The following is a 25,846-nucleotide window of genomic DNA, read 5'->3' as shown; positions in this document are numbered from 1 at the left end:
GTATTTTTGAAAAGATGAAGCAAGGGCGGTTTTTTAGATGAGTTTGACGTCAGATCAGATGGAATTGCGCGAAGACGATATTCGCAAGCATTATCCGGCAGCGACCGCTTTGCTGAATGGGTTCGAACATGCGCCGCGGATCGCCAAAGCCGTGGAAACCACCGTTGAACGCTCGCCAGGCGTGTCAACCGGTCGGCGGTTTCGCTCGACGACACCGGGGTTGGTGACACGCCGGACCGTGCGCGCAGACGGGGTGCATCTGGTTGAGAGGATCGAAGCCTCGGACGATGGTGACGCCTTGGTTTCGCCGCCGCAAGCGACTGCACAACAGGTGATCCGCCGCGCCGTCGCAATCGCTCTGGCCGTGGCGGACACTTATGCGGAACAGACCCCGTTGGCCGATCTGAAACGGGCAAACCTGGCCGGGGATCTGCCCGCCGCACGGAAGACCGAGTTTTCAGAGGTACTGACAGCCGAAGCGCTGATCACGTTACACACGTTCGGCAACGCGCTGGCTTATCTGTTGTCCTCGCATCTGGGTGAGACCACGGTTGATATTGGTGAGATCGAAGAGGTCCTGACCGACAACGGCCAACTTGCCCTGCATGGCGCCCTGTGGGAACTGGATCAGGTGCTGGCCAAATACGCCTTGGACGATGCCCACCTGATCGCGGCCACCAGCGCCTATGCCGAACAACTGATGGAGAAGTCAGCCCTGCGCGCAGGGTCCACAGGTCATCTGGCCCCGTTCCAGAATGCGGCCTGGCATATTGAGGCGGATGATCTGACGATACGGGGGTTCGAGCCCGCTTCAAAGGCAAAATCCACCACCTTGACCATGACGTTCAAGAAGCCGAACGAAGTGGTCGGCAACCATATCGCCAAATATCAGGCGATGAAGCTGGCCAAGATGGTGATGGCCTATGATTTCGACCGCCGCCTGAACCCGTTTGCGGAACTTGGCGGGTTCATCTTTACCTTCATGGGTGACGGCAAACCGGGCACCGGCAAGACCACCCTGATCCAGATGATGGCCGGGCTGATCAACGAGTATTGCCAGAACGCGGGCTATCCGTTCCGCTATCAGAACCTGAGCACCGACAATATCGACAGCTATCAGGGCAAATCGGGTCAGAACGCCAAGGCCTTTATCAACACGATCATCGACCCCTCGGTCATCGGGTTCGGCACCATCGACGATATCGACCAGCTCGCGGGTAAGCGCGGCGACCGGCAGTCGTCAGCCGGGCAGCTGGAGATTACCGCCGTGCTGATGGAAAGCTTTGCCGGTGCCAACACCGTCGTGCGCGGCAACTGTACCTTTGGCATGTTCTCGAACTACCCCGAGAATGTGGACGACGCCCTGCGCCAGCGGGCAGGCGCACGGTTTCTGGTGGACGGGCCGCAAACGCGCGAGGATTACATCGACATCCTGCACCTGCTGATGGGTCGCAACCACGACATCCCGCTGGGCGAACACGAGGCTTACGCCGCGCAGGAAATCAAAAAGGCCGTCGCCGCCAGTTTCGAAAGCCATTCCCGCCCGCATGAGGATGCTTTGTTGCAGGTCTATGACCGGGTCTCGGGCGAGATCGGTCAGATGGACACAATCGCCAAGCTGGGCACCTACCTCAAGGCGATCCAGCAGGCGGATGAGCGCTTTACCGGCCGTGCGATCAAGAACATCACCGACGCGGTCAAGGTCCGCGCGATGGATTTCGAACTGCCTGACGAGTGGATGGAAAACCCCGACCTGTTTCTGTTCCGCGACTACGACACCAAGAAAGCGATGATCGAGGACCTGCGCCAGCCGATCACGGTTGAGATGGTGATGCAAGAGATCAACCGCTACGCCGACAGCGAGTTCCGCTATGCCGACAAGAGCGACGAGGTCGCCATCGAAAACGCGGTGCGCGAGATGGGCCGGATGGAAGAGGCCAAGCGGCGGTATCTGGAGGGGAAGGGGTGAGCGACGCTCTGGTGCACTTTTATGAGTTTAAACTCAAGAAATCGGACCTCACCTCAATGACAGAGGAAGAGATGGCAGTTTTGGGTATGTTGTCGTACATTTGCAACGAGCTAAACGTGTTCGCCCGATTTCTTAGCCTCTCTGAACGATATGAAGGTCAACGAGGCCCAGCAAAATTCGCGTCCGATCTCCAATACCACGTAGTTCTTAGGACGCTGTCTTCCCGACTTTTCGAAGCGTTTGAGTTTCTCAAAGAAGTTAACGCAAAAAATAAGGGCATAGCTCCTGAGATACTGAATCTTATTCAAAATAGTACTGAAAAAATTGAAAAACTTGGCGTTTCAGAAGGTTATGCCATAAATCGAAATATTAGGAACGAAACTACCTTTCACTACAAATATAAGACTGCTCTCAAAAATGCACAGACTTTGCCTGACGACGCAGACGCCTCAGTTTATGTTAATTCCATGGACGGCAATTCCTATTTCGTGCTGGGAGAGAGTTTAGTTTTCTTTGAGCGTCTACGAAGGTTCGCTCATTCGGACAAAAAGTTCGTAGACCCGGAAGTGCTGGCAGATAGCTGGATAAGTTGGTCGTTGGAAGTTGTTAGACTTCTAAAGCACTTACAAGCGGATTTATTTGGCGTGGTAATTGAGAGGACAGAAAAAAAGGCTAAGAAGACACACTACTTCGTGAAAACAGAATTGGTCGCGGAAGGTGGCCGCGATGTACTTCCGGTTTTTGTTCGGAGCAGTCAATGATCCGCCTCATCGAAAAAGGCCTGATGTTCGGCAATCTCGTCCACATCTCCAGCCCGGCCTTAGTCGAGAGGTATAACCGCGCGCTGCAGCATCTGGCGGGCAAGACCACTCAGCTTTCGGATTTTCATGTGGATATCTCGGGCTATTCGCCGGAGGTGGGGATTGAGTTGGAGGACGAGCTCTACCTCAACCCCAACGGGGTCAACCGGCAGTTCATCCTGCTGACGACCGAGCAGAAACGCGCGCCTTTGCTGAACGTCAAGTTCTCGACCTCGCGCGATATCCTGCGCGAGTTTATCGAGATGAATGAAGCGCATTTGTTTGCCCTGACCGCCACTGATGCGGTGGCCGGAGAGCTGGTGAACTCGGTCTTCAAGCTCAGCAGTCCCCGTGATTTGTTTAATCTGCGCAAGATCGAGATTGAGGCCGACACCGCAGGCGGCACCTTGCGCAAGGCGCAGCAGCTGGCGGGCATGGTCGAACAGTTCAAAACCGCCGAGGACGCCTGGTTCGACGATGTGCTGATCGCCAGGATGATCGAGACCGCCAAGGAGACCGGCGACGTTACGCGCAACCCCGTCCATCTGCGCCACACGGATTTTGAGCAACGCAACTTCTGGACGGCGCATTTCGGCGGGCTGTACCTGTTCCCGGACCTGGATCACCCGGCGGCGATTTGTATGGGTGACAAGCCTGACGATTTGCCGATCAAATACGTTTTTGACCCGTCGCAGCGGAACCAGATTGCAAAGTTTCTGGGTTACAATGATCTGGTCGAACCCATCGTCAAGGCGCGCGGCGTGGATGCCGCCGCAATCCTGCAGCAGAAGATGGATTTCCTGACTGTCGACGCGGCGGCGGATGCGGATGTCGACCTTACCGGGCTGGACCGAAGCGATATGCGGCGGTTGGCGCGCAATCACTCGGATCGCTTGCCCGAAGCCTATCACGGCCTTGCGCAACTGCTGCGCTGGGCAAGCGACGGGGGGCCGTGGCCGCGTATCACGTCGGATCATCCGGCTTATTTCTACACTTTGCGCGCCGCTGACACGCCGAACCGTGATCTGGTGAATATGCTGCTGGCCGAATTGGCCCCGCTGGATCCACGCCAGATGTTCATCTGCCACAAAGAGCTGTTCTATAACACCTATTCCAGATGGCCCGAGAGCAAGAAAGCCTATGTTGCCGACTTCCTCGCGCGCGAGTATCAGGTGGACAAGCAAGGGGCCCGTGCCGCGCTGTTCGGCCATGAGCCGGACATGAGCGGCGAAGACCGGGTCAGCGATGACATAATCGCGCGGGTCGGTCCGTGGGGTTCGGTAAGGAAAGGCTGAGATGTTCGGGTTATTGCGCCTTTTGCTGATCTTGTTGGTGATCCAAACGATCGCCTATGTCGCGCTGTCTTTCTACTCGCGCGGGATACGCCGTCGTAAACTGGAAAGCTGGTGGGACGAGAAGGGCAAGTCGGGCAATAAGGACGCCTTTGTCGAACGCGGGTTGCATGTGTATGACAATTCGTTCCGGCGCAAACTGATCCTGGGTGTCTATATTGTGCCATGGGTGGCGATTGGCGCGCTGATCTACATCGTGAATTACATGTGAGGGTTTAGGCATGGCCTACGTGAAATGGGCGTTCATCATCATCTTCTGGGGAACGATCGCTGCGGTCCTGCAATACTCGCTGCCGCAACACGACGTTGTGCGTATCGTAAACACCTACGAAGAGCGGCAGGATCTGAACGACTGGACACGGATATTCTGGTCCGAACCCGAAGACCAATCGACCAGCCTGTCTAACCGGGATGTGCAATTCATTCAGGCCGTGCGCGAAAATGGCAAGCCGATCGTGTACCGAAACGAAGACACCGGGTGGGGGTGGCCACCCTACTTCAAGTTCGACACGGCGAACCTTTACACCGAAGCTAATGATGCGAAATCGACCAAGGAAAACCCGAAATGGGTGGTCGTGACCCATTACGGGTGGCGCAACGAGTTCATGTCGATCTTTCCCAACGCCATTTTCATCAAACATGTGGAAGGGCCGGATGCGCAGGTCATTCCCTGGTTCAACATCATTTTCCTGACAATTTTTGCCGCGCTGGTCTGGGCGGTTTGGGTGCGCTGGCGCAGGTTCCGGAAGGCCCGAATTGATCCGATGATTGAGAATGTGGAAGACGGCTTTTATGCTGCCGGCGACGCGATTGAAGAACGCCGAAACAGATTTCAGCGCTGGCTGGACAGCTGGAAGTCGAAATAGGCCTTAACGTCGCGGGCATGTTCTCAGCACGCCCGTTGGGCCAGAGATGCCGGCTACCTGACGACAAATTCTGCGTGCAAGGCACCCGCCGCCTTGATGGTTTTCAAGATGTCGATCATATCCTGGGGCGACACCCCCAGCGCGTTCAGGCCTGCGACAACCTCCGACAGGGTCGTAGCTTCGGGGATTTCGGCAAGGCCAGTTCCTTCTTCCTCTTCGATCCCCGCAATAGTGCGCGGCACGATTACTGTTTCGCCCTTGGCAAACGGGTTGGGTTGCACGGCAATCGGCGCTTCCTGAACTGTCAGGGTCAGATTACCCTGAGAGACAGCCACACGCGATATCCGGACTTCCTGCCCCATAACGATAGTGCCGGACCGCTGATCGACGACCACACGCGCTTTTGCTTCCGGCTCGACCAGAATATTCTCGATTCGCCCGATGGCATGGGCCGTTGATACTGCCTGAGTTGCAGCAATGTTGAGCTCAACCGTGCCTGAATCGCGCATGATTGCCACAGCTCTGTTGAACTCGGTGTTTATGGCGAATTCGATACGCGCGGCCGTGGTGAAATCGGGTTCTCTCAATGCCAGGCGCATTTGGGTCAAAGTTGACAAGTCGAACTCAATTTCACGCTCAACACGCGCGCCGGACGGGATCACACCCGAGGTTGGTACCCCGCGCACGACCGACGCGGCCTCTCCTTCAGCGGAAACGCCACCTGCAAGGATTGTGCCTTGTGCAACCGCATAGATTTGCCCGTCTGCTGCGTTAAGTGGGGTCATAACCAGCGTCCCACCCAATAGGCTGTTTGAATCGCCTATCGCCGAAACCGTTACATCGACTTGGCCGCCGACTCTGGCAAAAGGCGGCAGACTGGCTGTCACCAAGACGGCTGCCACATTCTTAGGCCGAAAATCCTCGCCCGTTACGTTGACACCCAAACGCTCCAAGATGTTGGACATGATCTCTTCGGTGAAAGGGGAGTTGCGCAATCCGTCACCGGTTCCGTTCAAACCGACAACCAGGCCATAACCCACAAGATCATTACCTCGGACACCGTCGAAATCGACGAGGTCCTTGAGGCGGATTGCCCCCGCCCAGGCCATACCGGGAAGAAGGATCAGAAGAAGTATCAGCGCCCTCATCTCAGGAAATTCACCAGCGAAAGGTTCGCATTGCGAACGGTTACCGAATAGAGGCTTTCCAACTGAAACTGCACCGTTTGCAATTTCGCCGCTGTTTCATAAGGATCTGCTGCGATCAGCTCGTTCCGGCTGAATTCCAGACTGGTTCGGGCCATCGAATTTCGCGTGGCGGCCTGTTCGATGCGGGCCTCGGCGCTGCCGACCTGGGCCTGCAGGTTTACTGTGGCATCCTGTGCGTTGGCCAGATCGACGCCCAGCTGTGTGAACAATGCAGTGCGCTGATCGGAAGAAAGAGCCAATGTATTGTCGGTGGCTATTGCTGCTACGGCAACATCCCTCAGGGCTGCCTTGAATGCTGGGTCGGTTGCCGAGAGTGGCAGCGTAACGCTTTCATTTTCCGAGATCTGCATAGAAGAGAGCGTGGTGTTCGCACCCTGATAAATCATGGCGTCAAACCCGGCAGGGCTATTGAACCATGTGTCGGCAGCCAGGCGTATGTCTGAGACGGTCATGGCCCCCGTCAGTTGTGTCTTCAACGCAGCCAACAGCGTGTCGGTCGATGGCAGTGGCGAGACATCCGTGGCTGTACCCGAAAACAGACTGCGTCCACCAACCCGTGTGTTCAACGCCGATACCATCGTGTCGAGCTCATTCCTGGCATGATCTGACGCCTGTGCATGATTTACAGGCTGATTGGCCGTCCCGTAGGCCAACAGAGACGCGGTTATTTCGCCAACCGAATCTCCAAATGTCTTCAGGCTCAACTGCATGGCATCCGTGAACAGGGCCATTTCGGCTGTGGCGATGCCAAAGGCGTCGAGTCTGGCAAGCGAACGGTCCAAATCCAGGATCTGAGAGTAATCTCCGCCAAGCCGGCCAGATATGTCCTGCACTTTGCCGGTGGACATCTCGTAAGAGAGGGTTTCAATCTGTGTTTTGATTTCAGTGGCGCGAGTGCGAAGGGTCATACCGCGCGCCAGATCGCCGATGGCAGTAAAGTTCATGCTCATAACCTCAGAAGCGTTTCCATAAGCTCATCGACAACCGAGATGACACGTGCGTTTGCTGCGTATGTCTGTTCGATCTGCATGAGGCGCTGTAGTTCCTGATCCGTATCGACGCCCTGTTCGGCCTCAATCTGTGACATTTGTTGTTGGCTGTTGCTGGCAAATGCCTTCCGCCGCTCCGCGGCTTGAGATTGCGCCCCGGCTTTCGATATAAGCGCCTCGGTCAACTCGGCGGCGCGCATGTTTCCAGTGCCAAACAGCCCGCCAGGTACGGTGCGCGCATCATTCAGAATGGCACCGAAAGCACGCAGTTGCGACGCTTGTCCGGGATCGCCCGGTGTTGCGGCACCCAGCCCGGCGCGGAGCTTCCAGCTGTCGCCGCCGTTGTCGGGGTCTGCAACCGAATTCAGCGAAATGCGCGATGACAGCCCGACAATGGTTATCGGGTCGAACCGATTTCCGTTGTCCGTGAAAAAACCGGGATCTGTCGCATGTGCCGTGGGATCCAAGCCCGGCGTTTCAAATCGTTCGATAAGATCGCGGGCAACGGTGTCAAGCTGCAACTGTGCCTCAACCGCCAATTCATCACGGACCGAAAACTGCGCTGCCAATGCGCCACCGCGGATTTGCGCAGTGTCCCCGCTGGTGCGCACCGGATTGCCGTTCATTGACAATCCGGACAGCAGACCATTTGCAACCGTCATGTGGGGTTTCGTTTCACCGGTCGTGGAAAAGGTGAACTCGGACGCCTTACCCTCCAAAAGTATCAACCCGCCGTCTGAATAGAGGGATACCTGATCGTTGGCGCGTGGCACAACGTTGACCGGGATCAGGGTATTGACCTGATCGATCAGGACTTGCCGTTGATCCAGCAAGGCCCCGATATCTCCGCCGGAATTCTGAATGGCCGGAATCTTTGCGTTCAAAATTTCGATGTCTTTCAGAACCAGGTTCAGGCTTTCGATCTGAGCGCCTATCTTGCGGTCCGCGTCCGAGCGTGCCTGTCGCACGCCTTCAGAAGCCGCATTCAGCCCTGCCGCAAGATCGCTCGCCGCGCGCGCCACTTGATCAAGTCTTTCGATCGAGTCGGGGAGACTGGCCGCGGTGATGAAGTTGTTTTCCAAGGCAGACATACGGCTGGCAAGGGATGGCGTGCCGTCTGCTGTTCCCACAAGGTTTTCGAACCGTGAACGGAAATCTGAGATGGCGGATTGAAAGGCAAGCTCGGCGTCTGACGATCGTCTGTTGGCCGTCAGAACCGGATCCTGATGCCGGATCACCCCAACCGTACGCACGCCATTGCCAGTTATGGGGCTTGTCGCCAGTTCAAGGGACCTGCGCGCATAGCTTGGTGTCAGGGCATTCGCTATATTCCCCGACACCACAGCGGCCCCGCGACTGGCCGCTGTCAGCCCGCCCAATGCGTTATTGAGTGCCGTCGACATATTCATGAGGCTGCTCCTTTCCTTTGGTCAGTGCCTGGATCAGCGCTTCAAGTTGGTCGTTTCCTGAAGCATCTCGTCCACCGTCTGGATCACCGTGGCGCTGGATGAATAGGCGCGTTGTGTCTGGATCAGTGATGTCAGCTCGGTTGCCACATCCGTGGTGGATTCCTCGCGCGCGAAAGAAACGATATCTCCGGTTGGGCCTTCGCCCGCGTTCCACAGAAAGAACGTGCCGCTTTCGCGGGATGGCGCGTAGGTTTGACTGTCCAGTGCCGTCAAGCCGTTGGGATTGGGAACATCGGCCAGCGGGATCTGGAACATTCGGCGGCTGACACCGGTATCGTAGAATGCATAGACATAGCCACTTTCATCGACCTGAACGCTGGTCATCGTACCAACGGCAGAGCCATCCCGCGTGATTGAAACCGGAGCGAATGTATCGGATAGCTGAGTAATGCCATCGGCATCGCCGATCAGCCCGATATTGACCTCCATCGGGCCGCCAGCGACGTTGACCATGACACTGCCGGTTGCCGGATCGTAGGCGCCGCCGGTTACAGGGGTGACGCTGGCCAGAGTGCCCCCGGCTGTTCGGTTGTCGGTAAAGGTCAAAGTATATTCCCCGATAACCACGCCGCCGGATGCCGAGTCGCGCAGAACCATGGTCCATTCATTGCTGCTGCCGGTTGCCGGAACGGTCGGGATCAGTTGGATATCAATACTTTCGGATTTTCCGAGATTGTCGAAATACTCGACCGATAAAGGCTGTGTGTCACCTGGCGCACCCGCATCTGTCGCCGTTGCGGGAAGGTTCATACTCAGGTTCATCTTTGTCGTCGGGGCACCGGACAACTGATTGACGCTCAACTGAATTGGTTCAAGCGCGGCGGGCGTGTCGCGTGGAACGGGCGGGATGGACCCGTCTGCCGCAGCACGCCATCCCAATAGAACAAGGCCGGATTCGGTCACCAGATATCCTTCGTCATTGGTCCGGAAGGAACCCGTGGTCGTCAGCAACATCTCGTTGGAATTTGAGCCGACCTGCGAGCTGGATCGCACCGGCAACATGCCGCGTCCGCGCACTGCCAAATCGGTAGAGTTGCTGGTGGTCACCAGTGATCCGCGCTGGTCAATCATGCGCTGGCTGGTCGTGCGCACGCCCCCTGCCGAATAACTGCCACCCTGACCAGACGTGACCATCGAATGAAAGTCAGTTTCCACCCGTTTGTATCCGTAGGTAGAAGAGTTTGCGATATTGTCGGAAATCGTGGCCAGCCTGTTGGCGTTGGCCTTCAACGCTGCCACACCGGCATTCAGCGAAGAGGAAATGGTCATTGGCGCGCCCTTCTGTTGCGTCAAGCTTCGATGCAACAGGTAACGCGCTGCCCCTTAACAGCGCGCTAACAGGTAAAATGCGTTCTATCCTTTAGGGTCGACGCAGAAATATCACTTCGATTCGGTTGTTCCGAACTGCCATCGGATTGTCGGTGAAGAGTTTTCTGTCAGCATGACCTGTGATGCGATCCATACGGCTTGCCGCCACGCCTTTGTCCTGTAACAGCTGGCGGACTGATTGCGCCCGGGCAGTGGACAGATCCCAGGCGGTATTACGAACCTGCACAACAGGAGATGCGCTGACATGGCCTGTGACTGCAATCGGGTTGGTCACCAGATCCGAAGAACGCGCTATGATCAAAGCAAGCGCCCGCATGATCCCGGTTGGTTTCTCGGAACCGGATTCGAACAATGGCTGGGTATCCGTATCGAATAGCTCAACGACGAATCCTTCGTCGGTGACGCGTGTCACGATATGCCTGAGAAGCTTATCCGACACCTCGCTTTCACCGGTTCGCCCCAAAAGCTGAGCTTCAAGCGTCGAGAAGTCTTCGGTGTCACCTTTGCCACCACCGTTGGCGTTCACACCGGTTGATCCGCGCGCCTGACGGGATTCAGTTGCGTGTTTGGTGCTGGCCCCGGCACCATCCCGCAGCAACGTCTTTTCCGACAACATACTGTCGCCGCCAAAGGCACCGTCTCCGCCGCCGGATTCGGGGCTCAGAGGGATTGTAGGGGCGAAGTAATCCGCCAATCCTTTGCGTTGCTGTTCAGTTGTCGCGTTCAGCAGCCACATCAACATGAAGAAGGCCATCATGGCCGTGACAAAGTCGGCATATGCAACTTTCCACGCCCCGCCGTGGTGACCATCACCACCCGACACACGCTTCTTCTTGATGATGATTGGCGCCGCATTGGTCTGCGCACCCATCTCCACCACCTATATTATCACCCGAGTATCTGCCTAGCAGCGCAGGTCTTAAGGTGGTCTTAATACTTAAAAATGTTCAGAGTTCCGCCTAGCGTGGCAAGCTAATCGATGCACGGCGCAGAATCAATGACAGGCGATCAAAACTGTTTTCGATTCCCTCAGACTCTGGTTTGGCAAAAAAGGCGTCCAGTTCCTCATGGATGCGAACAGCCTGATCCAGCAGCGGGTCAGACCCTTCGGCATACAGCCCGGCCTTGATCATCACTTCGGACTGCTCGTAACTGCCCACGAGTTTTCGGGTTTCGGTGATCATCTGGTTCTCGGCCTCGGATGCGGCTCCTGGCAGGCTCCGCGACACTGATCTGCTGACGTCAATGGCCGGGAAACGTCCCCGTTCGGCGATGTTACGGCTCAGCACAATGTGCCCGTCCAAAACGCCGCGCAGAATGTCAGCGATGGGTTCATCCATGTCCGAACCGGCCACCAAAACGCTGAACACTGCGGTAATATCCCCCTGTTCCTGCGTTCCGGGGCCTGCGCGTTCGCAAAGACTGGCGATCAGGGGTGTGACAGAGGGTGGATATCCCCGCAAAGACGGCGATTCCCCCATAGAAACAGCAATTTCACGATGCGCTTCGGCAAAGCGGGTCACAGAATCAGCCAAAAAAAGAACGTTCAGCCCCAGATCCCGCAGATACTCAGCCATCGACATGGCCGACCAGGCGCACCGCCTGCGCGCCAACGCCGACTGGTCAGAGGTGGCAGCCACCACGATCGTGCGTTTCATGGCTTCGGGGCCAATGGCCTGCGCGACAAATTCATTCACCTCGCGTCCGCGTTCGCCAATAAGCGCGACTACGACGACATCGGCCTGCATGGACCTGGCCAGTGTGGAAAGCAGGGTCGATTTTCCGACACCCGACCCGGCGAACAACCCCACCCGCTGACCGCGCACGACGGGCAACACAGTGTTGAGAACCGACAAGCCGGTGGCCATCCTCTGCCCCAACGGTTTGCGCGCCACGGCTGGTGGAGGGGTTTGCATGATATCGCGCGTCTGCGGGCCGCTCAGCAACGGCTTTCCATCCAAGGGTCTGCCAAAGGGGTCGATTACCCGTCCAAGCCAGTGCAATCCTGGTGCAAAATCCGGTGATGGGTCAAGGTAGACGCGATCCCCCAGGCTAACGCCGTCGGGCGCCGCATTGGGAAGCATTTTGATATGGCCAGCACTGACATGAAGCACCTCGCCCGCAAGATCGGACCCGACGCGCCGCCGCAATGTCAGCAAATCCCCGACCCGGGCATGCGTGTTCAATCCACCGATCTCGATCAGACCCTGTGCGACGCCGGTGACCAGCCCCACGTGACGGACTGCGGTCATCCTGTCGAGCTCGTGTTTCAGAAGTACCGGGTCGAGATCAGACATCGTGGCGTCTCCAACTGAGTTCTGAAAACGGTTTCTAAAGGAATCGGGGTTAAGCCTTGATTGAAATTGATCGAGGGAGAAGCCCCGATGTTCTATGACCTGAACGTCTTTAAGACAGCGTACGCAATGGCAACCCATGCAGGGCAACGGCAGGCGATCATTGCGCGAAACATGGCCAATGCGGATACACCGGGCTATCAACCGCGCGATATCGAAGCCTTTCAGAAAGCTTTCGAAACCACCGGGCATGACGTGACCATAAAAGCCACTCGGCCGGGCCATCTGCACGGCAGTATGGGTGCGCAAAACTGGGCTGAGGTTGAAGCTGTCCCATCAGGCGATCCCAATGGCAATGGCGTGTCGCTTGAGGAAGAGATGCTGAAATCGGTCGATGTCAAACGACAGCATGACCGAGCGTTGGCGATCTACAAATCCTCGATGGACGTTCTGCGCACCAGTTTGGGTCGCGGATAAGGGGCGGCAGGTATGAGCGATTTTTCCCATTCCCTTGCTGCGTCAGCCAGTGCCCTGCGCGCACAATCCGCACGGCTGCGGCATGTGTCCGAAAACATCTCGAACGCAGACACGCCCGGCTATCGGCGCAAGACTGTACCGTTTGAAACCGTGCAGAAAAACGGTGGGGACATGGTGCAGGCCGGCCGCGTGACGCTTGATCAGCGTTCGCTGAGCCGCATCTACGACCCCGGTCATCCGTTGGCAGATGAAAGTGGTCACTACCAAGGCTCCAACGTCGATTTGATGATTGAAATCGCGGACGCCAGGGAAGCCCAGCGCAGTTATGAGGCCAATCTAAAGATGTTTGATCAGACGCGGCAGATGTCGTCGTCGCTGATGGAATTGCTCAGAAAATAAGGACAACCAGAATGGATATCCGATCACTCAACGCCGCGCAGAATTATGCCGGCGCACGCTCTGCCACACAGGCCGATCCCGATCATAGCGGGGCGGCACAAGGATTGAGGGCGACCTTTCAGGACTTTGCAACCACGCTGAGACACAGCGAACAGATATCTCAGTCTGCGATGGTCGGTCAGGCTGATCCCCATGCACTTGTTCAGGCGCTGGCCCAGACCGAACTGGCGGTAGAAACCGCGGTGATCGTCCGCAACAAAGTGGTCGAAGCCTATCAGGAAATCCTAAGAATGCCGGTCTGACCCGATGCTCAGCGAAGGGCTTTTTTATGACATCGTTCGTCAGGCGTTGTGGGTTGCGGTCATCACATCCGTCCCGATCCTTGCCGTGGCGCTGGTTTCTGGCCTGATTGTCGGTCTGTTCCAGGCGCTGACCTCGATTCAAGAGATGACCCTGACTTTCGTTCCCAAATTGATCGCCATTGTCGTCGTGTTCTGGATTTCGATGGGGTTCATGACTCAGACCCTTGTTACGTTTTTTACCGGAACGCTTGTTCCCTTGATTGCAGGAGGCCGCTGATGGACACGGCTTACGTCACCCTGTCCCGCCAGTCCGGGCTGATGAATGAAATGCGGCTGGTGGCGAATAACATCGCAAACGCCAACACGACCGGATATCGCCAGCAAGGGCTGGTGTTTTCGGAATACGTGCGGGACATGCCGAACAATCCGTCCCTCTCCATGAGCCGGGCCGAGGCGCGTAACACATCGTTGCAACAAGGCGTTCTTACGGAAACCGGAGGGCAGTTTGATTTCGCCCTCGAAGGGGACGGGTTTTTCACGGTTGAAACCCCGGATGGTAACCGTTTGACGCGCGCGGGCAGCTTCTCGCCAAACGCCGAAGGCGATCTGGTTGCGATGGATGGCGCACGCGTTCTGGATGCCAACGGTGCCCCTGTCTTTATCCCGCCCGATGCAGCTTCGATTGATGTCGGCAGTGATGGAACGTTGAGTGTCAACGGCCAGTTTCTGGGCCAGTTGGGCGTTTTCAATGTTACTGATCCGCAGGAGCTGGTCCGCGAAGGAAATACGCGGTTTCGTGCCAACGGTGCGATAGACCCGGTTGATGAACCCGTTGTTTTGCATCGCTTTCTCGAAGGTTCAAACGTCAATGCCATTCAGCAGGTGACCCGCTTGGTGGAAATCCAGCGCGCGTATGAGCTGGGGCAAAGTTTTCTTGACAGCGAAGACGAACGCGTGCGCGGGGCGCTCAAGGCGCTGATGCGCTGAACGGTATAAGGAGAGTTTGACATGCGAGCCCTGAAAATTGCCGCCACCGGAATGACCGCGCAACAGATGCGGGTCGAGACGATTTCGAACAACCTGGCAAACATGAACACCACAGGCTACAACGCCCGCCGGGCCGAATTTGCCGATTTGCATTATCAACAGATGGCGCGCGCCGGAACTGTAAACGCCTCGGACGGAACAGTATTGCCAACGGGTATTCAACTTGGTCTGGGCGTGCGGCCCGCAGCTGTTACCGTGCAACTGGAACAAGGTGCCTTGTCAGCCACCGGCAGTGATCTGGACGTGGCGATCGAGGGGCGCGGATATCTGGAAATCACATTGCCCAGCGGTCAGTCCGCGTATACACGTGACGGCAGCCTCAAGCGGTCGGCAGAAGGTCTGATCGTCACCTCCGACGGTTATGCGGTTTCGCCGGAACTCACCGTTCCCGACGACGCAAGGTCAATTTCAATCAATGCCGCGGGCGAGGTCTATGCATATTTCGACGACTCTCCCGAGGGGCAGTTGCTGGGTGAGTTTGTCTTTGCCAGCTTTTCGAACGCCAAGGGGCTGGAAGCCATTGGCGGCAATCTGTTCACGGAGACCGAGGCGTCGGGTGCCCCGGTACTGGGAACTCCGGGAAGTGATGGGCTGGGCACATTGCGGCAGGGCTATCTGGAAGACAGCTCGGTCGATGCAGTGCGCGAGGTAACCGAACTTATCGAGGCGCAGCGCGGCTATGAGATGAATGCCAAAGTCATCTCGGCAGTGGATCAAATGATGAGCGCGACAACGCAGGTGCGATGATGCGAGGACTCGGCATGTACTTGGCACTCCTGGCTCCAATTGCAGCACAGGCTGACATTGTGGTTCCAACACGCACGATCCGGGCCAAGGAAATCATTTCCGCAGCGGATTTGAGAACAAGCCCGACGGATGTCCCCGGCGCAGTGGCTGACCCTGATTTTCTGATCGGGCAAGAGGCGCGGGTGGCACTTTATCCAGGCCGGCCGATCCGAATCACTGATGCAGGACCCCCCGCCATCGTTGACCGCAACGATCTGGTCGTCCTGATATTCGACCGCCAAGCCTTGTCGATAACTGCGGAAGGCCGCGCCTTGGGACGCGGTGCTGCCGGGGACCGCATCCGGGTCATGAATCTGTCGTCCAGAACAACTGTAACTGGCCAAATCCGCGTGGATGGCCAAGTCGAGGTTAAGTGATGACCGGACTGTCGAAAACTCTTCTTCTTATAGCTTTGTCGTTGGCCGCGTGTGGCCGTCTGGATCATCTTGGCAAGCCGCCGAGTTTTACACCAAGTGAAGAGTCTCCCGAGCAGGTTGCCATGCTGTGGCCGGGTCTGCCCTTGCACACGCAACCACAACGCACTGTTGACCGCTCATCTCTATGGAGCGGAGGGCAGCAATCGTTGCTGGGCGACCAGCGGGCGATCAAGAAAGGTGACATACTGACAGTGGTCATCGAGCTGGATGAAAAAGCTGAGATATCAAACAACACCAGACGGTCCAGGTCAGGCTCGGAAAACCTTGAGGTTCCTGGCCTCTTTGGCTTGCCCCAGCGCGTACAAAAGCACCTACCAGACGGGGCATCGCTGGATGATGCTGTGTCAATCGAAGCGGATTCCTCAAGCTCCGGGCGGGGATCTGTGAGGCGAAACGAGAAACTGACGCTACGTGTCGCCGCGACGGTCCTAGATGTTCTGCCGAACGGGGTTCTTTCGATTTCCGGCTCGCAGGAACTGCGGGTCAATTTTGAGCTGCGCGAGCTTTTGGTGGCCGGGTATGTGCGTCCTCAGGATATCTCGCGTCAAAACGAAGTTACCTACGACAAGATCGCCTCGGCGCGAGTGTCTTATGGTGGAAGAGGTCAGATTACGGATGTTCAGCAACCCCGATACGGCCAGCAAGTTCTTGACTCACTCTTGCCGTTCTGAGGTGCGACCGTGATTGCAAAATTGGTTCCAGTCGTTTTCCTGATTGTCGGCCTGGGTGCGGGTGTCGGTGCCGGGCTGTTTCTGTCACCTTCGGGCAAGCCCGACAAAACAGCCGCCGAAAAAGAAGTGGCAAAAGAAGAGAAGGCCGGTCACGAGAAGTCTGAAAAGTCCAAGGAAAAAAAGCCAGCCTATGGGTATCTAAAGTTGACCAAACATTTTGTCGTTCCGGTGGTTGGGGATGACGAAATCGAAGCGATGGTCACTTTGTCCCTCAGCCTTGAGGCGAACACAGCAATTGAAGAAACTTTTTATTCCATTGAGCCCAAGCTGCGGGATGGCTTTCTTCAGGTTCTGTTTGATCACGCAAATACCGGGGGATTTGATGGGACGTTCACAGAATCCCGGAATCTGGATGTCTTGCGTAAGTCCTTGTTGGAAGTGGCGAAAAAAGAACTGGGCGAAGATGTTTCAAAAGTGCTGATCATGAGCGTGAACCGTCAAGATACCTGACGAAGGTCGCTTCACGGCGCGGATCCGGCCAGCATTAACGGGTTTGCTTTCGCACGACGGCCTGCCGATGGCTTTTCAGCTGCTGCTCCCGCAGGGTTGCGACGGCTTGTTTGCGGCCAAATGCAATTCTGAGCGCTTCCAGACCGGCAATTTTCTGAGCGCGTGTTTGGGCAAGTCGCATATTCAACGTGCGGCGCGTGGCAGATTCCCAGCCATTCCAAAGAATGTCGGCCCCCGATATCTGATATCCTTCGATTAACCCGCTGGCTTTGCGCATCTGGTCAAGCTGAAGATCCAGTTTCGCCAATTGGTGCTGAATCCTGGCCTCGGCCTCGAGGATCGGGCGGAGTGTCTGAAATTGCTTCTGGAAAGCGACGTCGGCTATTTTTTCCAGCCCGCTTAACTGAGTGTCCTTCAACGGATCTGCTCCCTTGAACGTTTCCGCATCGCTTCGGCGAACCTGATTGCAGCGGCAACAGGGCGATAATGTTCTTCGGCGATCTCCTGCCCGATGTCGACAGTTGCGTGAAGCGCACGCGCCGTCGGAGGATCCGAGCGGATCGGAACGCCGGCCTGAGCCGCAGCAGAACGGATTGAAGCGGCTACTGCATCCACACCCTTGGCGACACAAACAGGTGCGCTGCCAGTAGCCCTGGACCACTTCAGTGCAACGGCAAAATGGGTGGGGTTAACGATAACAACATCCGCGCCCGGAACATCTGCCATCATCTGGCTGGAGGCGATCTCCTGCGCACGTTGACGGCGGTGTTGCTTTACATACGGGTCGCCTTCGGCGTCCTTAGTTTCATCCTGGATCTCTTTGCGCGACATGCGGTTCTTGCGCATGTGCTCGGTGTATTGCCACAGAAAGTCGATAACGCCGATGCCCAGGGCGATGGCTACCACAATGAACAGGAAGCGAAACAACAGGTTCATCATCAGCAGTATGGATGACTTTGCCGGGGCCGCGCTGGCAGACAGAATTTCAACCAAGTTCGATTTGATGAAAAGTGCGAGGCACAGGCTGTAAATCACCAGTTTGGTTGTACTCTTGGCAAACTCGAACAAACCACCGCGCCCGAATTTGTTTTTGGCATTCGAAACAAGGGATATCCGCGAAAGCCTTGGCTTCAGTTTGCTGGGGGCGAATACCAGTGAGCGCTGGGCAATCAGGTTTAACAGAACGGCCACCGCGGGCAGGCAGAAAAGCACGGCAATGGGTGGCAATGCGCCGCTCAGAATTCCGGCAACCGTCGCTGTTGCAGGCCCGGTGTACAGAAGGTTCGCAATCTGGTCGGATTGGTCTATCAGGACCATGAACAGATTCCCCAGCTGCGTGACGGGGTACTGCCCTGCTGCCAACAATGCGACCAGCAGCCCGGTATATGCCGCAACAACCGACAAGTCGTTGGACTTGGGAACCTCACCCTTTTCACGGGCTTTCTGAAGCTTTTGTGGCGTCGGCTCGTATGACTTGTCGCTGTCGTCATCGGCACCGCTCATCGCTGGCCTCCGATCGGGTTCATGAAGAAGGCAATCAGCGCGTCAGACCAAACAGAGACGATCAATGGTGCGCCCGAAAACAGCAGAAACAGCCCGGCAAATGTTATTGCTGGCGCGCCCACAAAGGCGACCATCAATTGCGGCATGGCCCGGTTGATAACCCCAAGTGCAAGATTGTAGATCAACGAGGCGATAACGAATGGCGTTGCCAGCGAGAAGGCCAAACCAAAGCTGCGTGAGATTTGTTGCACACCCCAATGGGACAAGTCTGCCGAGCTTGGTGCCAACCCCATGGGGAATAAAGCATAACTCTGGATCAGGAATTGCGCGGCCCGAACGTGCAAGCCCATGATGACGGCAAGCGTTATCCCCGCGATCGTCAGCAGATATCCCATCGCCGGAACAGGATCAGCGGCCGCTGCACCCAGCAATTGCGACAATGACGTGGATTGCGCGGCAATGGATCCGGCGGTTTGCAGCGCCAAAACAAACAGCCGCAACCCTGTTCCAAGCGCCAGTCCAATCAGGATTTCTGCCCCGACCAACCGTCCCAGCGTCCTGAGGCTGGGAGACAGGTCGAAAGGTTGGGTTGCCGGAAAAATGATCAGGGTAAAGGCGACGGAAATCCCCAGTTTCATCCGTGTTGGAATGCTGCGCTCGCCGAAAGCGGGCAGCAGTGAAACCAAAGCAGAGACGCGCAGAAACACCGCAAAGGCCTGCCAGAGCGGTTCGGCCAGCTGCGTCAACAATTCTGGCGGCAAAGCGATCACGCGGGAACAGTTCCTACCAGCGCGGGTTTGGCTTCCAATCCGATCTCCTCAAAAGAAAGAACCGGGTTTGAAATGCCGCGAGCATACATGATCGTACGCAGCAATCGGCGTCGCCGGGTCGAGGTCACGACTGCAGGAAACAGACCGTTATCAGCAGATCTGGCGATACTGCTGACCATGCCGTCGGCCAGCTTGTTAAACAGGTTCGGCGGCAGTGCGACATCCAACCCGGCGCTGGGCGCGTCGACCTGATAGGTGTTGAACGTTTCTTCCCATTCGGGAGCCAGTTGGATAAGCGGGATTGAACCGTCTTCGCGCTTCATGTCTGCGACCAGCTGAAATCCGAGACGCTGGCGCACCAATTCGCAAATGGTTTCGGGTTGGGTGGTTGTCAGCCGTGCCTGGGCCACACTTTCAAGGATCAGGGCCATGTTCCGGATCGAAACCCGTTCCTCCAAAAGTAGTCGTAGAACGGCGTGCAATGTGTCGATCGGAACTTTGTCGGGGATCAATTCATCCAGAAGCTTGCGGTTTGCCTCAGCCCGTACCGGGTCGCTCAGACGGGTCATTTCGGTCAGGAGGCGGCGCAGGGATTTCAAGGTCAGCAGGCGTGAGAAGTTCTGTTTGATAATTTCAAGCAGATGCGTTGCCAGGATCTCGGGCGGTGAGACTATGGTGGCCCCGTTCAACGCCGCGTCCTCCTGATGTTTGGGCAGGATCCAACGGGCAGGCGCGCCGTAAACCGGCTCCGTCACGTCGTTGCCTTCGGGCAACAGATCGAACCCGTCCTGAACCAGAGCCAGAACCAGATCGGGGTTCAGAACGCCGCGCGCCTGTTCGACCCCCTGAACCTTGATCACATAGGTTCCGGTTGGCAGGTCGGCTCGATCAGTCAGACGAATTTCGGGCAGGATCAATCCGAAGGTGGACGCCACGTAGGTGCGCATATTGGCGATGCGGGCATCCAACCCGGTCCCGGGATTCAACACCAGACTTACCAGATCAGGTGCGAATTCAAGGTGCACGTCATCCAGATCCAGAATATCACCAATAGCCTGCGAGAAAGGCACCTCGGTTTCGGTCGCCTGCGAATGCAATGACGGGTCCGTTTCTTTCTGCTTTTTCCGAATTCTGTAGGCCGCATATCCAAGCACAGCTGCACCGAGGATGAACGGCAGGAAAGGCAGGCCGGGCACCAGCGCAAACAGGACCATCAGAACTGCCACGGTAGACAGAGCCGCCGGATGCCGCCCGAGTTGGGAGAAAATGGCATTGTCAGTGGCACCCTGTGTTCCGCCGCGCGCCAGCAGCAATGCAGAGGCAATCGAGATGATAACAGCGGGGATCTGCGAGACCAGACCATCACCGACGGTCAGGATTGCATATGTCTCGAACGCCGAAGACACCGGCATTCCGTGCACGATCACCCCCATGACCAAACCCATAACAAGGTTCAAAAGAGTGATCAGAAGACCGGCAACGGCATCACCTTTGACAAATTTCGACGCACCGTCGAGCGAGCCGAAGAACGTTGTCTCCTGCTGTTCGCGTTCCCGCCGATCCTTGGCTTGCTGATGGTCGATGGCCCCGGCTGACATGTCGCTGTCGATGGCAAGTTGCTTGCCCGGCATCCCGTCCAGTGCAAAGCGAGCGCCCACTTCGGCCATACGGGCGGCCCCTTTGGTGATGACCATGAAGTTCACGATCAGCAGCACCCCGAATACAACAAGACCCAGAAAGATGCTGCCGCCCATGACGAAATTGGCGAACCCTTCGATCACGTCACCCGCTGCGTTGGGTCCGGTATGCCCCTGACCGATGATCAGTTTGGTTGACGAGACGTTCAGCGACAGGCGCAACATCAGCGATGCCAGAAGAATCGTTGGGAAGGATGAGAAATCCAACGGACGCTCGATGAACAGCGTCAGTGTGAAAATCAGGATGGCAAGCGCGAAAGAGGCGGCTAGCCCGACGTCCAGCACCCAGGCGGGCATGGGCAGGATCATCATGACGATGACGGTCATCAGCGCCACTGCCAACAGGACAGTAGGTGAAAACAGGGACCGGATGTCAAACTGGGGCACGCAGGTATCCTAATTGAAAGGGATGAAAGCAGTTGCTGTGCTATTGGTCGGGACCAGAGAGCCCAGGGAAGTGGTGGCGGGTGTGGCCACTAGCATCGGAATCAAGGGCGCTGCGGCCCTTGTGAACGGATCGAGTGACATACGAGAAAACCCGTGTGAGGACGGGTTGTCCAACTGGGCCATCACTGTCTTGAACCGACCACGATAAGCCTTGGCCAGAGCATTCGTGCGGGAATGGTAGGCCCCGGCCGCAGCCGACCACGAACCAAGCTCGAAATAAAGGTCTTTCAGGAAGCGGGCAGCATAGGTCGCATTTTCATCCGGATCGAACATCGAATCGATCGAGCGGAAGGCATTGCCATGCCATCGATAATTGACCTGAAAACACCCGACGTCAAAGCTACGAGAGCCCGCTTTGAAAATATCGAAAACATAGGCCTTGGCCTCGGCCTCGGACTTGAACCAATACCCCTGGCCTTCGACATTTATAGTCCAGGGCCAGGGCTGCAACATTCCGCCAACTGTTCGCCCGGTTTCAACGCGTGTTATGGCGCGCAGTACATCCAGCGGAACATCTTCGGACAGTGATGCACGGCGCGCGGCCTGATCACAAAGCCCGCCTGTTGGCACATTGTGCATGGCGGTACCCGCCTGCGCCAACAGCACATGCAGTATCATGAAAGCAATCGGTATTCTGTGAATTGACATTCTGCCGGTCCGGGATTCTGGTGTTCCCGGCCAAGCTAGACACCGATCGGTTTACAGAGGGTTATCGCGGCCTCAATTTCGGTCGATCCTGCGCCCGAAAACAACGCTTGTATTGGTGCGCAGGACGCCAGGGATCTTCGCCAGATCGTCCACCAGAATGTCCAGATCCTCCAGCCTCGGGGCATCTGCGGTCAGCATCAGATCGAATTCGCCATTGATCGACAGGCACAGTTTGACCTCGGGATAGGCCTCGAGCCGTTTAAGGATTCGGTTGGTTTCCTTCTGCTGCACTTCCAGCATAACGATGACCTGCACTTTAGGCGTGTCTTCCGTGGACCCAAGGCGCACGGTGTATCCCGTGATTACGCCGCGATGTTCCAGCCGACTGATCCGTTCATGCACAGTCGTGCGGGCCACACCCAGCGAGGCCGCGATCTGCGTGGTCGAGGCACGTGCATTGGCTTGCAGGGCGGCGATAATACGACGGTCAAGCTGGTCCATTGGGGCTCCGGTTTGCGGCAAGTCCGGGTTTAGATCAGATTGACGCCCTTTCTCAAGGCTCACGCGGCATGCGTGGGTGCAGATCATCGATAATGATCGGGTGCGCGTGCGGGCCTACCCCGGCCAGATGCGGATGATCGGTCGGCAGATCGGGGTGATTGTGAACAACCGGTTCCTGATCGTCACGCGGCCAAAGGCTGACTGCTACAATCACACCCGTCATGGACAGAATAGACATACTGCCGAGCGCAACAGTCGGCCCATAGGCAGTCATTATCCACCCAGCCAGCGGATACAGCACCAACCAGCAGCCGTGTGACAGAGTAAACTGTGCGGCAAAGACGGCGGGGCGGTCTTCGGGATGGGCCGAACGGGTCAACAAACGACCCGAAGGCGTAAGGGTTGTAGAATACCCAAAGCCGGTAAAGGCCCAAAAAACGGCAAGGACACCCAGCGTAAGCGGGATCGTCACGGTCAGAACCGAGGCGACGGCCATAGCGCCCGACGCAAGAATGGCTCCGGACAGCATAACCTTGCGATCCTCGATCCGATCCAGCAGGCGGGGCAGAGTGAACGCCGCAAGCATCGACCCGCCCCCAAATCCGGCCAGTGCAATGGCCACGGCGCTTTCGGACAGGCCAAGCGTGGCCCGCACGATGACCACTGTGTTGACGATCACCATCGAACTCAGCGCTGCCGCGCTCCAGTTGAGCGCAAGCAGCCCACGCAGCCGGGGCGTTTTCAGGTAGATGCGAATTCCGCGTGTAGTGCGGTCATAGATTCCGCGTGGTTTGCTGGGCTTGGGCGAGGGCAGGGCGACCGAGACAACCAGAAATGCCGAGGCAACAAACCCCAGCGCTGTGCCCCAGAACAGGCTGTTGAAGCTGACCAGCAACAGAAGTGCCGCGGCAAACATCGGGCTCAGCAGGCTTTCCATGTCGTAGGCCAGACGTGACAGAGACAAAGCGCGGGTATACTCGTTTTCATCTGGTAAGACGTCCGGGATCGTCGCCTGAAAGGCGGGCGTGAACCCGGCCGAGGCGGATTGGAGCACGAAGATCAGCACATAGATTTGCCAGACCTCGGTCACGAAAGGCAGGCATACGGCGACTGCGGCGCGGATCAGGTCCAGAAAAACCAGCATTTTCCGACGGTCCAGCCGTTCGGCAAAAGCGGCGGCCAGGGGGGCCACGGTGACATAGGCCACCATCTTGATTGTCAGCGCGGTGCCCAGCACAAGGCCAGCAGCGTCTCCGGCCAGATCAAAGGCCAGCAGCCCAAGCGCGACTGTGGCCAGCCCGGTTCCGGTCAGGGCGACGATCTGGGCAGCAAACAGGTGGCGGTAGGTCCGGTTTTTTAGAATGCTCAGCATGGTTCAGAGGTATTTCGTGATGGCTTTAAAATCCTCGATCCCGCCGCTATCGCCATCGGAAGACAGGCAATGGTCGATGTGATCATGGATCAAGGCGCGCTTGGCGTTGGTAACCGCTTTTTCAACGGCAAACAGCTGTTGGGCGATGTCAGAACAGGGCGCCTGACCTTCAAGCATGGCAATGACCTTTGCCAGATGCCCGTGGGCCCGTTTCAGCCTTGCCGTGATATGCGGATGCGACTCGCGGGGTAAATTTGTCATGATTTATCCCTATCCCCCCCATAGGGATACTGTCAATCCTGTTGCGGGGATCTGCCCGTGACTTTTAGACGGCGTTGAGTTTATGGACCAATAGACGGCGTTGAGTTTATGGACCAAACCGCCTATCTCGGAGGCGATATCGCACAAAGGAATAATCGGGTGGCGAACCATTTGTACAAAAACGACCTGCCGGACGGGTTGGATCTGGGCCCCGTTGTGGCCATTGACTGTGAAACCATGGGTCTGAACCCACATCGTGACCGCTTGTGTGTGATTCAGATGTCGGGTGGAGACGGCAACAGCCATATCGTGCAGGTGGAAAAAGGCCAGACAGAGGCGCCGAACCTATGTGCCATGCTGGAAAACCCTGACGTACTGAAGCTGTTCCATTTCGGGCGCTTCGACATCGCCGCCCTGTACCATACCTTTGGTGCTCTGGCCGCGCCGGTCTATTGCACCAAGATCGCCAGCCGCCTGGTGCGGACCTATACCGACCGGCACGGGCTCAAGAACCTGTGTCAGGAACTCATCGGTGTCGATATTTCCAAACAGCAACAGATGAGCGACTGGGGCGCAGTCTCACTTACAGACGCTCAATTGGATTATGCTGCGTCAGACGTACTCTATCTGCATCAGCTGCGCGATGCGCTAAACATTCGTCTGGTTCGCGAGGACCGGACTGAAATGGCGCAGGCCTGTTTTGACTTCCTGCCGATGCGTGCGAAACTGGACCTTGCCGGTTGGCCCGAAACGGATATCTTTGCGCACTCATGACCGATACCGAAGCATTCCTGAGAACCGCCCGTCAGGTGGTGACTGACGAAGCCCGCGCGCTGGACGTCCTTGCCGACAGTTTGGACAAGCATTTTGCCGAAGCGGTGCAACTGATCCTTCAGGCCACCGGGCGCATCATCATCAGCGGTATCGGCAAGTCAGGCCACATAGGTCACAAGATTGCGGCCACGCTGGCCAGCACCGGAACGCCTGCCTATTTCGTGCATCCGGCAGAGGCCAGCCATGGGGATTTGGGCATGGTCTCCAAAGGTGATGTGGTTCTCGCGATCTCGAATTCGGGAGAGGCACCGGAACTTGCTAATCTGCTGGCCTTTACGCGCCGCTTTGGCATTCCGCTGATCGGATTGTCCAGCAAACCTGACAGCACATTGATGAAACAGGCCGACGTACATCTTCTGATCCCGTCGATGGGCGAGGCTTGTGGCTATGGTATGGTGCCGTCGATTTCCACGACGCTGACCCTTGCCATGGGCGATGCATTGGCGATTGCCCTTATGAAATACCGCGATTTCCGACCCGAGGATTTCCGCGCCTTCCATCCCGGCGGCAAACTGGGTGCGCAATTGAGTACGGTACAGGATTTGATGCATGTCGGAGAGGCCCTGCCTCTGGTTGCGGCGCATACTCCGATGAGCGATGCGCTGATCGAAATCAGCCAGAAGGGGTTTGGTGTTGCTGGTGTAACGGACCCGCAGGGTCAGTTGGCCGGGATCATTACAGACGGTGACTTGCGGCGCCACATGGATGGGTTGCTGAACAAAACGACCGAGCAGGTAATGACCCCCAACCCCACAACCATATCCCCGGGTGCGTTGGCGGAAGAAGCGGTCGCGATCATGAATGACCGTAAGATCACCTCGCTCTTCGTGGTTGACGAGGCTACATCAGGTCAGGCTTTGGGGCTGCTTCATATCCACGACTGCCTGCGTGTCGGTCTGGGCTGAGGG

At 56.9% G+C, this 25,846-nt stretch carries 30 protein-coding genes; 16 read left to right on the top strand and 14 right to left on the bottom strand.

Translation table 11 applies throughout. The features are described 5' to 3' along the window. The first annotated feature begins 37 nt into the window (after nt 1-37). The 5 genes from ACR0BK_RS15395 to ACR0BK_RS15375 are packed head-to-tail and all read left to right on the top strand — an operon-like array spanning nt 38 to nt 4,987. The gene (locus ACR0BK_RS15395) at nt 38-1,969 is read left to right on the top strand and encodes an AAA family ATPase (protein WP_480555295.1); all 1,932 of its coding nucleotides are present in this window, start codon (nt 38-40) and stop codon (nt 1,967-1,969) included. Next, nucleotides 1,966-2,730 carry a hypothetical protein gene (locus ACR0BK_RS15390; RefSeq protein WP_480555293.1) on the top strand — a complete coding sequence of 255 codons (765 nt, stop codon included), beginning with the start codon at nt 1,966-1,968 and terminating at the stop codon, nt 2,728-2,730. The genes ACR0BK_RS15395 and ACR0BK_RS15390 overlap by 4 nt, the downstream gene beginning before the upstream one ends. Next, entirely contained in the window at nt 2,727-4,064 is a 1,338-nt protein-coding gene (locus ACR0BK_RS15385; RefSeq protein WP_480555291.1) for a DUF6638 family protein, read from the top strand. Before ACR0BK_RS15390 ends, ACR0BK_RS15385 begins: the two co-directional genes overlap by 4 nt. A gap of 1 nt (nt 4,065) precedes the next feature. Beyond that, nucleotides 4,066-4,332, top strand: coding sequence for a hypothetical protein (locus ACR0BK_RS15380; RefSeq protein ID WP_480474728.1), 267 nt, complete (start codon nt 4,066-4,068; stop codon nt 4,330-4,332). 10 nt (nt 4,333-4,342) lie between these two features. Then, a complete protein-coding gene (locus ACR0BK_RS15375; protein ID WP_480520045.1) occupies nt 4,343-4,987 on the top strand; it encodes a DUF1523 family protein in 645 nt (214 codons plus the stop codon). Between the two features lie 53 nt (nt 4,988-5,040). On the opposite strand, the gene ACR0BK_RS15370 is transcribed toward ACR0BK_RS15375, so the two are convergent. The 6 genes from ACR0BK_RS15370 to ACR0BK_RS15345 form a co-directional block, all read right to left on the bottom strand. Further along, nucleotides 5,041-6,135 carry a flagellar basal body P-ring protein FlgI gene (locus tag ACR0BK_RS15370; RefSeq protein ID WP_480555289.1) on the bottom strand — a complete coding sequence of 365 codons (1,095 nt, stop codon included), beginning with the start codon at nt 6,133-6,135 and terminating at the stop codon, nt 5,041-5,043. After that, nucleotides 6,132-7,139: a flagellin gene (locus ACR0BK_RS15365; RefSeq protein ID WP_480555288.1), complete on the bottom strand. Its 1,008-nt coding sequence runs from the start codon at nt 7,137-7,139 to the stop codon at nt 6,132-6,134. The genes ACR0BK_RS15370 and ACR0BK_RS15365 overlap by 4 nt, the downstream gene beginning before the upstream one ends. Before the next feature lie 2 nt (nt 7,140-7,141). Continuing rightward, nucleotides 7,142-8,593 carry a flagellar hook-associated protein FlgK gene (gene flgK / locus ACR0BK_RS15360; protein ID WP_480555286.1) on the bottom strand — a complete coding sequence of 484 codons (1,452 nt, stop codon included), beginning with the start codon at nt 8,591-8,593 and terminating at the stop codon, nt 7,142-7,144. 33 nt (nt 8,594-8,626) lie between these two features. After that, entirely contained in the window at nt 8,627-9,922 is a 1,296-nt protein-coding gene (locus ACR0BK_RS15355) for a flagellar hook protein FlgE (RefSeq protein ID WP_480555285.1), read from the bottom strand. Between the two features lie 91 nt (nt 9,923-10,013). Then, on the bottom strand, nt 10,014-10,853 hold the full coding sequence (locus ACR0BK_RS15350; protein WP_480494531.1) for an OmpA/MotB family protein: 840 nt from the start codon (nt 10,851-10,853) through the stop codon (nt 10,014-10,016). Between the two features lie 88 nt (nt 10,854-10,941). Beyond that, nucleotides 10,942-12,279, bottom strand: a complete 1,338-nt coding sequence (locus ACR0BK_RS15345) for a FliI/YscN family ATPase (RefSeq protein ID WP_480555284.1) — start codon at nt 12,277-12,279, stop codon at nt 10,942-10,944. An 87-nt stretch (nt 12,280-12,366) separates the two neighbouring features. On the opposite strand from ACR0BK_RS15345, the gene ACR0BK_RS15340 reads away from it, so the two are divergent. From ACR0BK_RS15340 to ACR0BK_RS15300, 9 genes are read left to right on the top strand one after another with little or no spacing between them, the layout of a single operon-like run. Beyond that, entirely contained in the window at nt 12,367-12,753 is a 387-nt protein-coding gene (locus ACR0BK_RS15340) for a FlgB family protein (protein WP_480520035.1), read from the top strand. Between the two features lie 12 nt (nt 12,754-12,765). Beyond that, nucleotides 12,766-13,152 (top strand): flagellar basal body rod protein FlgC, encoded by a 387-nt coding sequence (gene flgC / locus ACR0BK_RS15335; RefSeq protein WP_480520033.1) that lies wholly within the window; start codon nt 12,766-12,768, stop codon nt 13,150-13,152. Between the two features lie 11 nt (nt 13,153-13,163). Further along, nucleotides 13,164-13,454 (top strand): flagellar hook-basal body complex protein FliE, encoded by a 291-nt coding sequence (gene fliE, locus ACR0BK_RS15330; protein WP_480520031.1) that lies wholly within the window; start codon nt 13,164-13,166, stop codon nt 13,452-13,454. 4 nt (nt 13,455-13,458) lie between these two features. After that, nucleotides 13,459-13,731: a flagellar biosynthetic protein FliQ gene (locus tag ACR0BK_RS15325; RefSeq protein ID WP_171621143.1), complete on the top strand. Its 273-nt coding sequence runs from the start codon at nt 13,459-13,461 to the stop codon at nt 13,729-13,731. Further along, a complete protein-coding gene (locus ACR0BK_RS15320; RefSeq protein ID WP_480520029.1) occupies nt 13,731-14,441 on the top strand; it encodes a flagellar hook-basal body complex protein in 711 nt (236 codons plus the stop codon). The genes ACR0BK_RS15325 and ACR0BK_RS15320 overlap by 1 nt, the downstream gene beginning before the upstream one ends. Nucleotides 14,442-14,462: 21 nt before the next feature. After that, nucleotides 14,463-15,248, top strand: coding sequence for a flagellar basal-body rod protein FlgG (flgG, locus tag ACR0BK_RS15315; protein WP_480555282.1), 786 nt, complete (start codon nt 14,463-14,465; stop codon nt 15,246-15,248). After that, nucleotides 15,248-15,664 carry a flagellar basal body P-ring formation chaperone FlgA gene (flgA, locus tag ACR0BK_RS15310; RefSeq protein WP_480555280.1) on the top strand — a complete coding sequence of 139 codons (417 nt, stop codon included), beginning with the start codon at nt 15,248-15,250 and terminating at the stop codon, nt 15,662-15,664. The genes flgG and flgA overlap by 1 nt, the downstream gene beginning before the upstream one ends. Continuing rightward, nucleotides 15,664-16,395, top strand: coding sequence for a flagellar basal body L-ring protein FlgH (flgH, locus tag ACR0BK_RS15305; RefSeq protein ID WP_480474757.1), 732 nt, complete (start codon nt 15,664-15,666; stop codon nt 16,393-16,395). The genes flgA and flgH overlap by 1 nt, the downstream gene beginning before the upstream one ends. A gap of 9 nt (nt 16,396-16,404) precedes the next feature. Continuing rightward, entirely contained in the window at nt 16,405-16,905 is a 501-nt protein-coding gene (locus ACR0BK_RS15300) for a flagellar basal body-associated protein FliL (RefSeq protein ID WP_480474759.1), read from the top strand. Between the two features lie 34 nt (nt 16,906-16,939). On the opposite strand, the gene ACR0BK_RS15295 is transcribed toward ACR0BK_RS15300, so the two are convergent. From ACR0BK_RS15295 to ACR0BK_RS15260, 8 genes are all read right to left on the bottom strand, one after another. Next, entirely contained in the window at nt 16,940-17,323 is a 384-nt protein-coding gene (locus ACR0BK_RS15295) for a hypothetical protein (protein ID WP_480555279.1), read from the bottom strand. Then, nucleotides 17,320-18,408 carry a flagellar type III secretion system protein FlhB gene (gene flhB / locus ACR0BK_RS15290; protein WP_480555278.1) on the bottom strand — a complete coding sequence of 363 codons (1,089 nt, stop codon included), beginning with the start codon at nt 18,406-18,408 and terminating at the stop codon, nt 17,320-17,322. Before flhB ends, ACR0BK_RS15295 begins: the two co-directional genes overlap by 4 nt. Beyond that, the gene (locus ACR0BK_RS15285; protein ID WP_480555277.1) at nt 18,405-19,178 is read right to left on the bottom strand and encodes a flagellar biosynthetic protein FliR; all 774 of its coding nucleotides are present in this window, start codon (nt 19,176-19,178) and stop codon (nt 18,405-18,407) included. Before ACR0BK_RS15285 ends, flhB begins: the two co-directional genes overlap by 4 nt. Next, nucleotides 19,175-21,202: a flagellar biosynthesis protein FlhA gene (gene flhA / locus ACR0BK_RS15280; RefSeq protein ID WP_480555332.1), complete on the bottom strand. Its 2,028-nt coding sequence runs from the start codon at nt 21,200-21,202 to the stop codon at nt 19,175-19,177. Before flhA ends, ACR0BK_RS15285 begins: the two co-directional genes overlap by 4 nt. A gap of 69 nt (nt 21,203-21,271) precedes the next feature. Beyond that, nucleotides 21,272-21,970, bottom strand: coding sequence for a transglycosylase SLT domain-containing protein (locus ACR0BK_RS15275; RefSeq protein ID WP_480555276.1), 699 nt, complete (start codon nt 21,968-21,970; stop codon nt 21,272-21,274). A 72-nt stretch (nt 21,971-22,042) separates the two neighbouring features. Beyond that, the gene (locus ACR0BK_RS15270; RefSeq protein WP_480474766.1) at nt 22,043-22,471 is read right to left on the bottom strand and encodes an Lrp/AsnC family transcriptional regulator; all 429 of its coding nucleotides are present in this window, start codon (nt 22,469-22,471) and stop codon (nt 22,043-22,045) included. A 52-nt stretch (nt 22,472-22,523) separates the two neighbouring features. Next, nucleotides 22,524-23,843 (bottom strand): MFS transporter, encoded by a 1,320-nt coding sequence (locus tag ACR0BK_RS15265; protein WP_480555275.1) that lies wholly within the window; start codon nt 23,841-23,843, stop codon nt 22,524-22,526. A 3-nt stretch (nt 23,844-23,846) separates the two neighbouring features. Further along, the gene (locus tag ACR0BK_RS15260) at nt 23,847-24,104 is read right to left on the bottom strand and encodes a metal-sensing transcriptional repressor (RefSeq protein ID WP_480474768.1); all 258 of its coding nucleotides are present in this window, start codon (nt 24,102-24,104) and stop codon (nt 23,847-23,849) included. A gap of 159 nt (nt 24,105-24,263) precedes the next feature. Between ACR0BK_RS15260 and ACR0BK_RS15255 the strand changes: the two genes are divergently transcribed. After that, nucleotides 24,264-24,878 carry a ribonuclease D gene (locus tag ACR0BK_RS15255; RefSeq protein ID WP_480474769.1) on the top strand — a complete coding sequence of 205 codons (615 nt, stop codon included), beginning with the start codon at nt 24,264-24,266 and terminating at the stop codon, nt 24,876-24,878. After that, nucleotides 24,875-25,843, top strand: coding sequence for a KpsF/GutQ family sugar-phosphate isomerase (locus ACR0BK_RS15250; protein ID WP_480555274.1), 969 nt, complete (start codon nt 24,875-24,877; stop codon nt 25,841-25,843). The genes ACR0BK_RS15255 and ACR0BK_RS15250 overlap by 4 nt, the downstream gene beginning before the upstream one ends. Nucleotides 25,844-25,846 lie beyond the last annotated feature (3 nt).

The sequence above is a fragment of the Ruegeria sp. AF1 genome (assembly GCF_056542125.1).
Note: the sequence above shows the minus strand (reverse complement) of the source record. Positions and strands in the feature narration are given on the sequence as shown.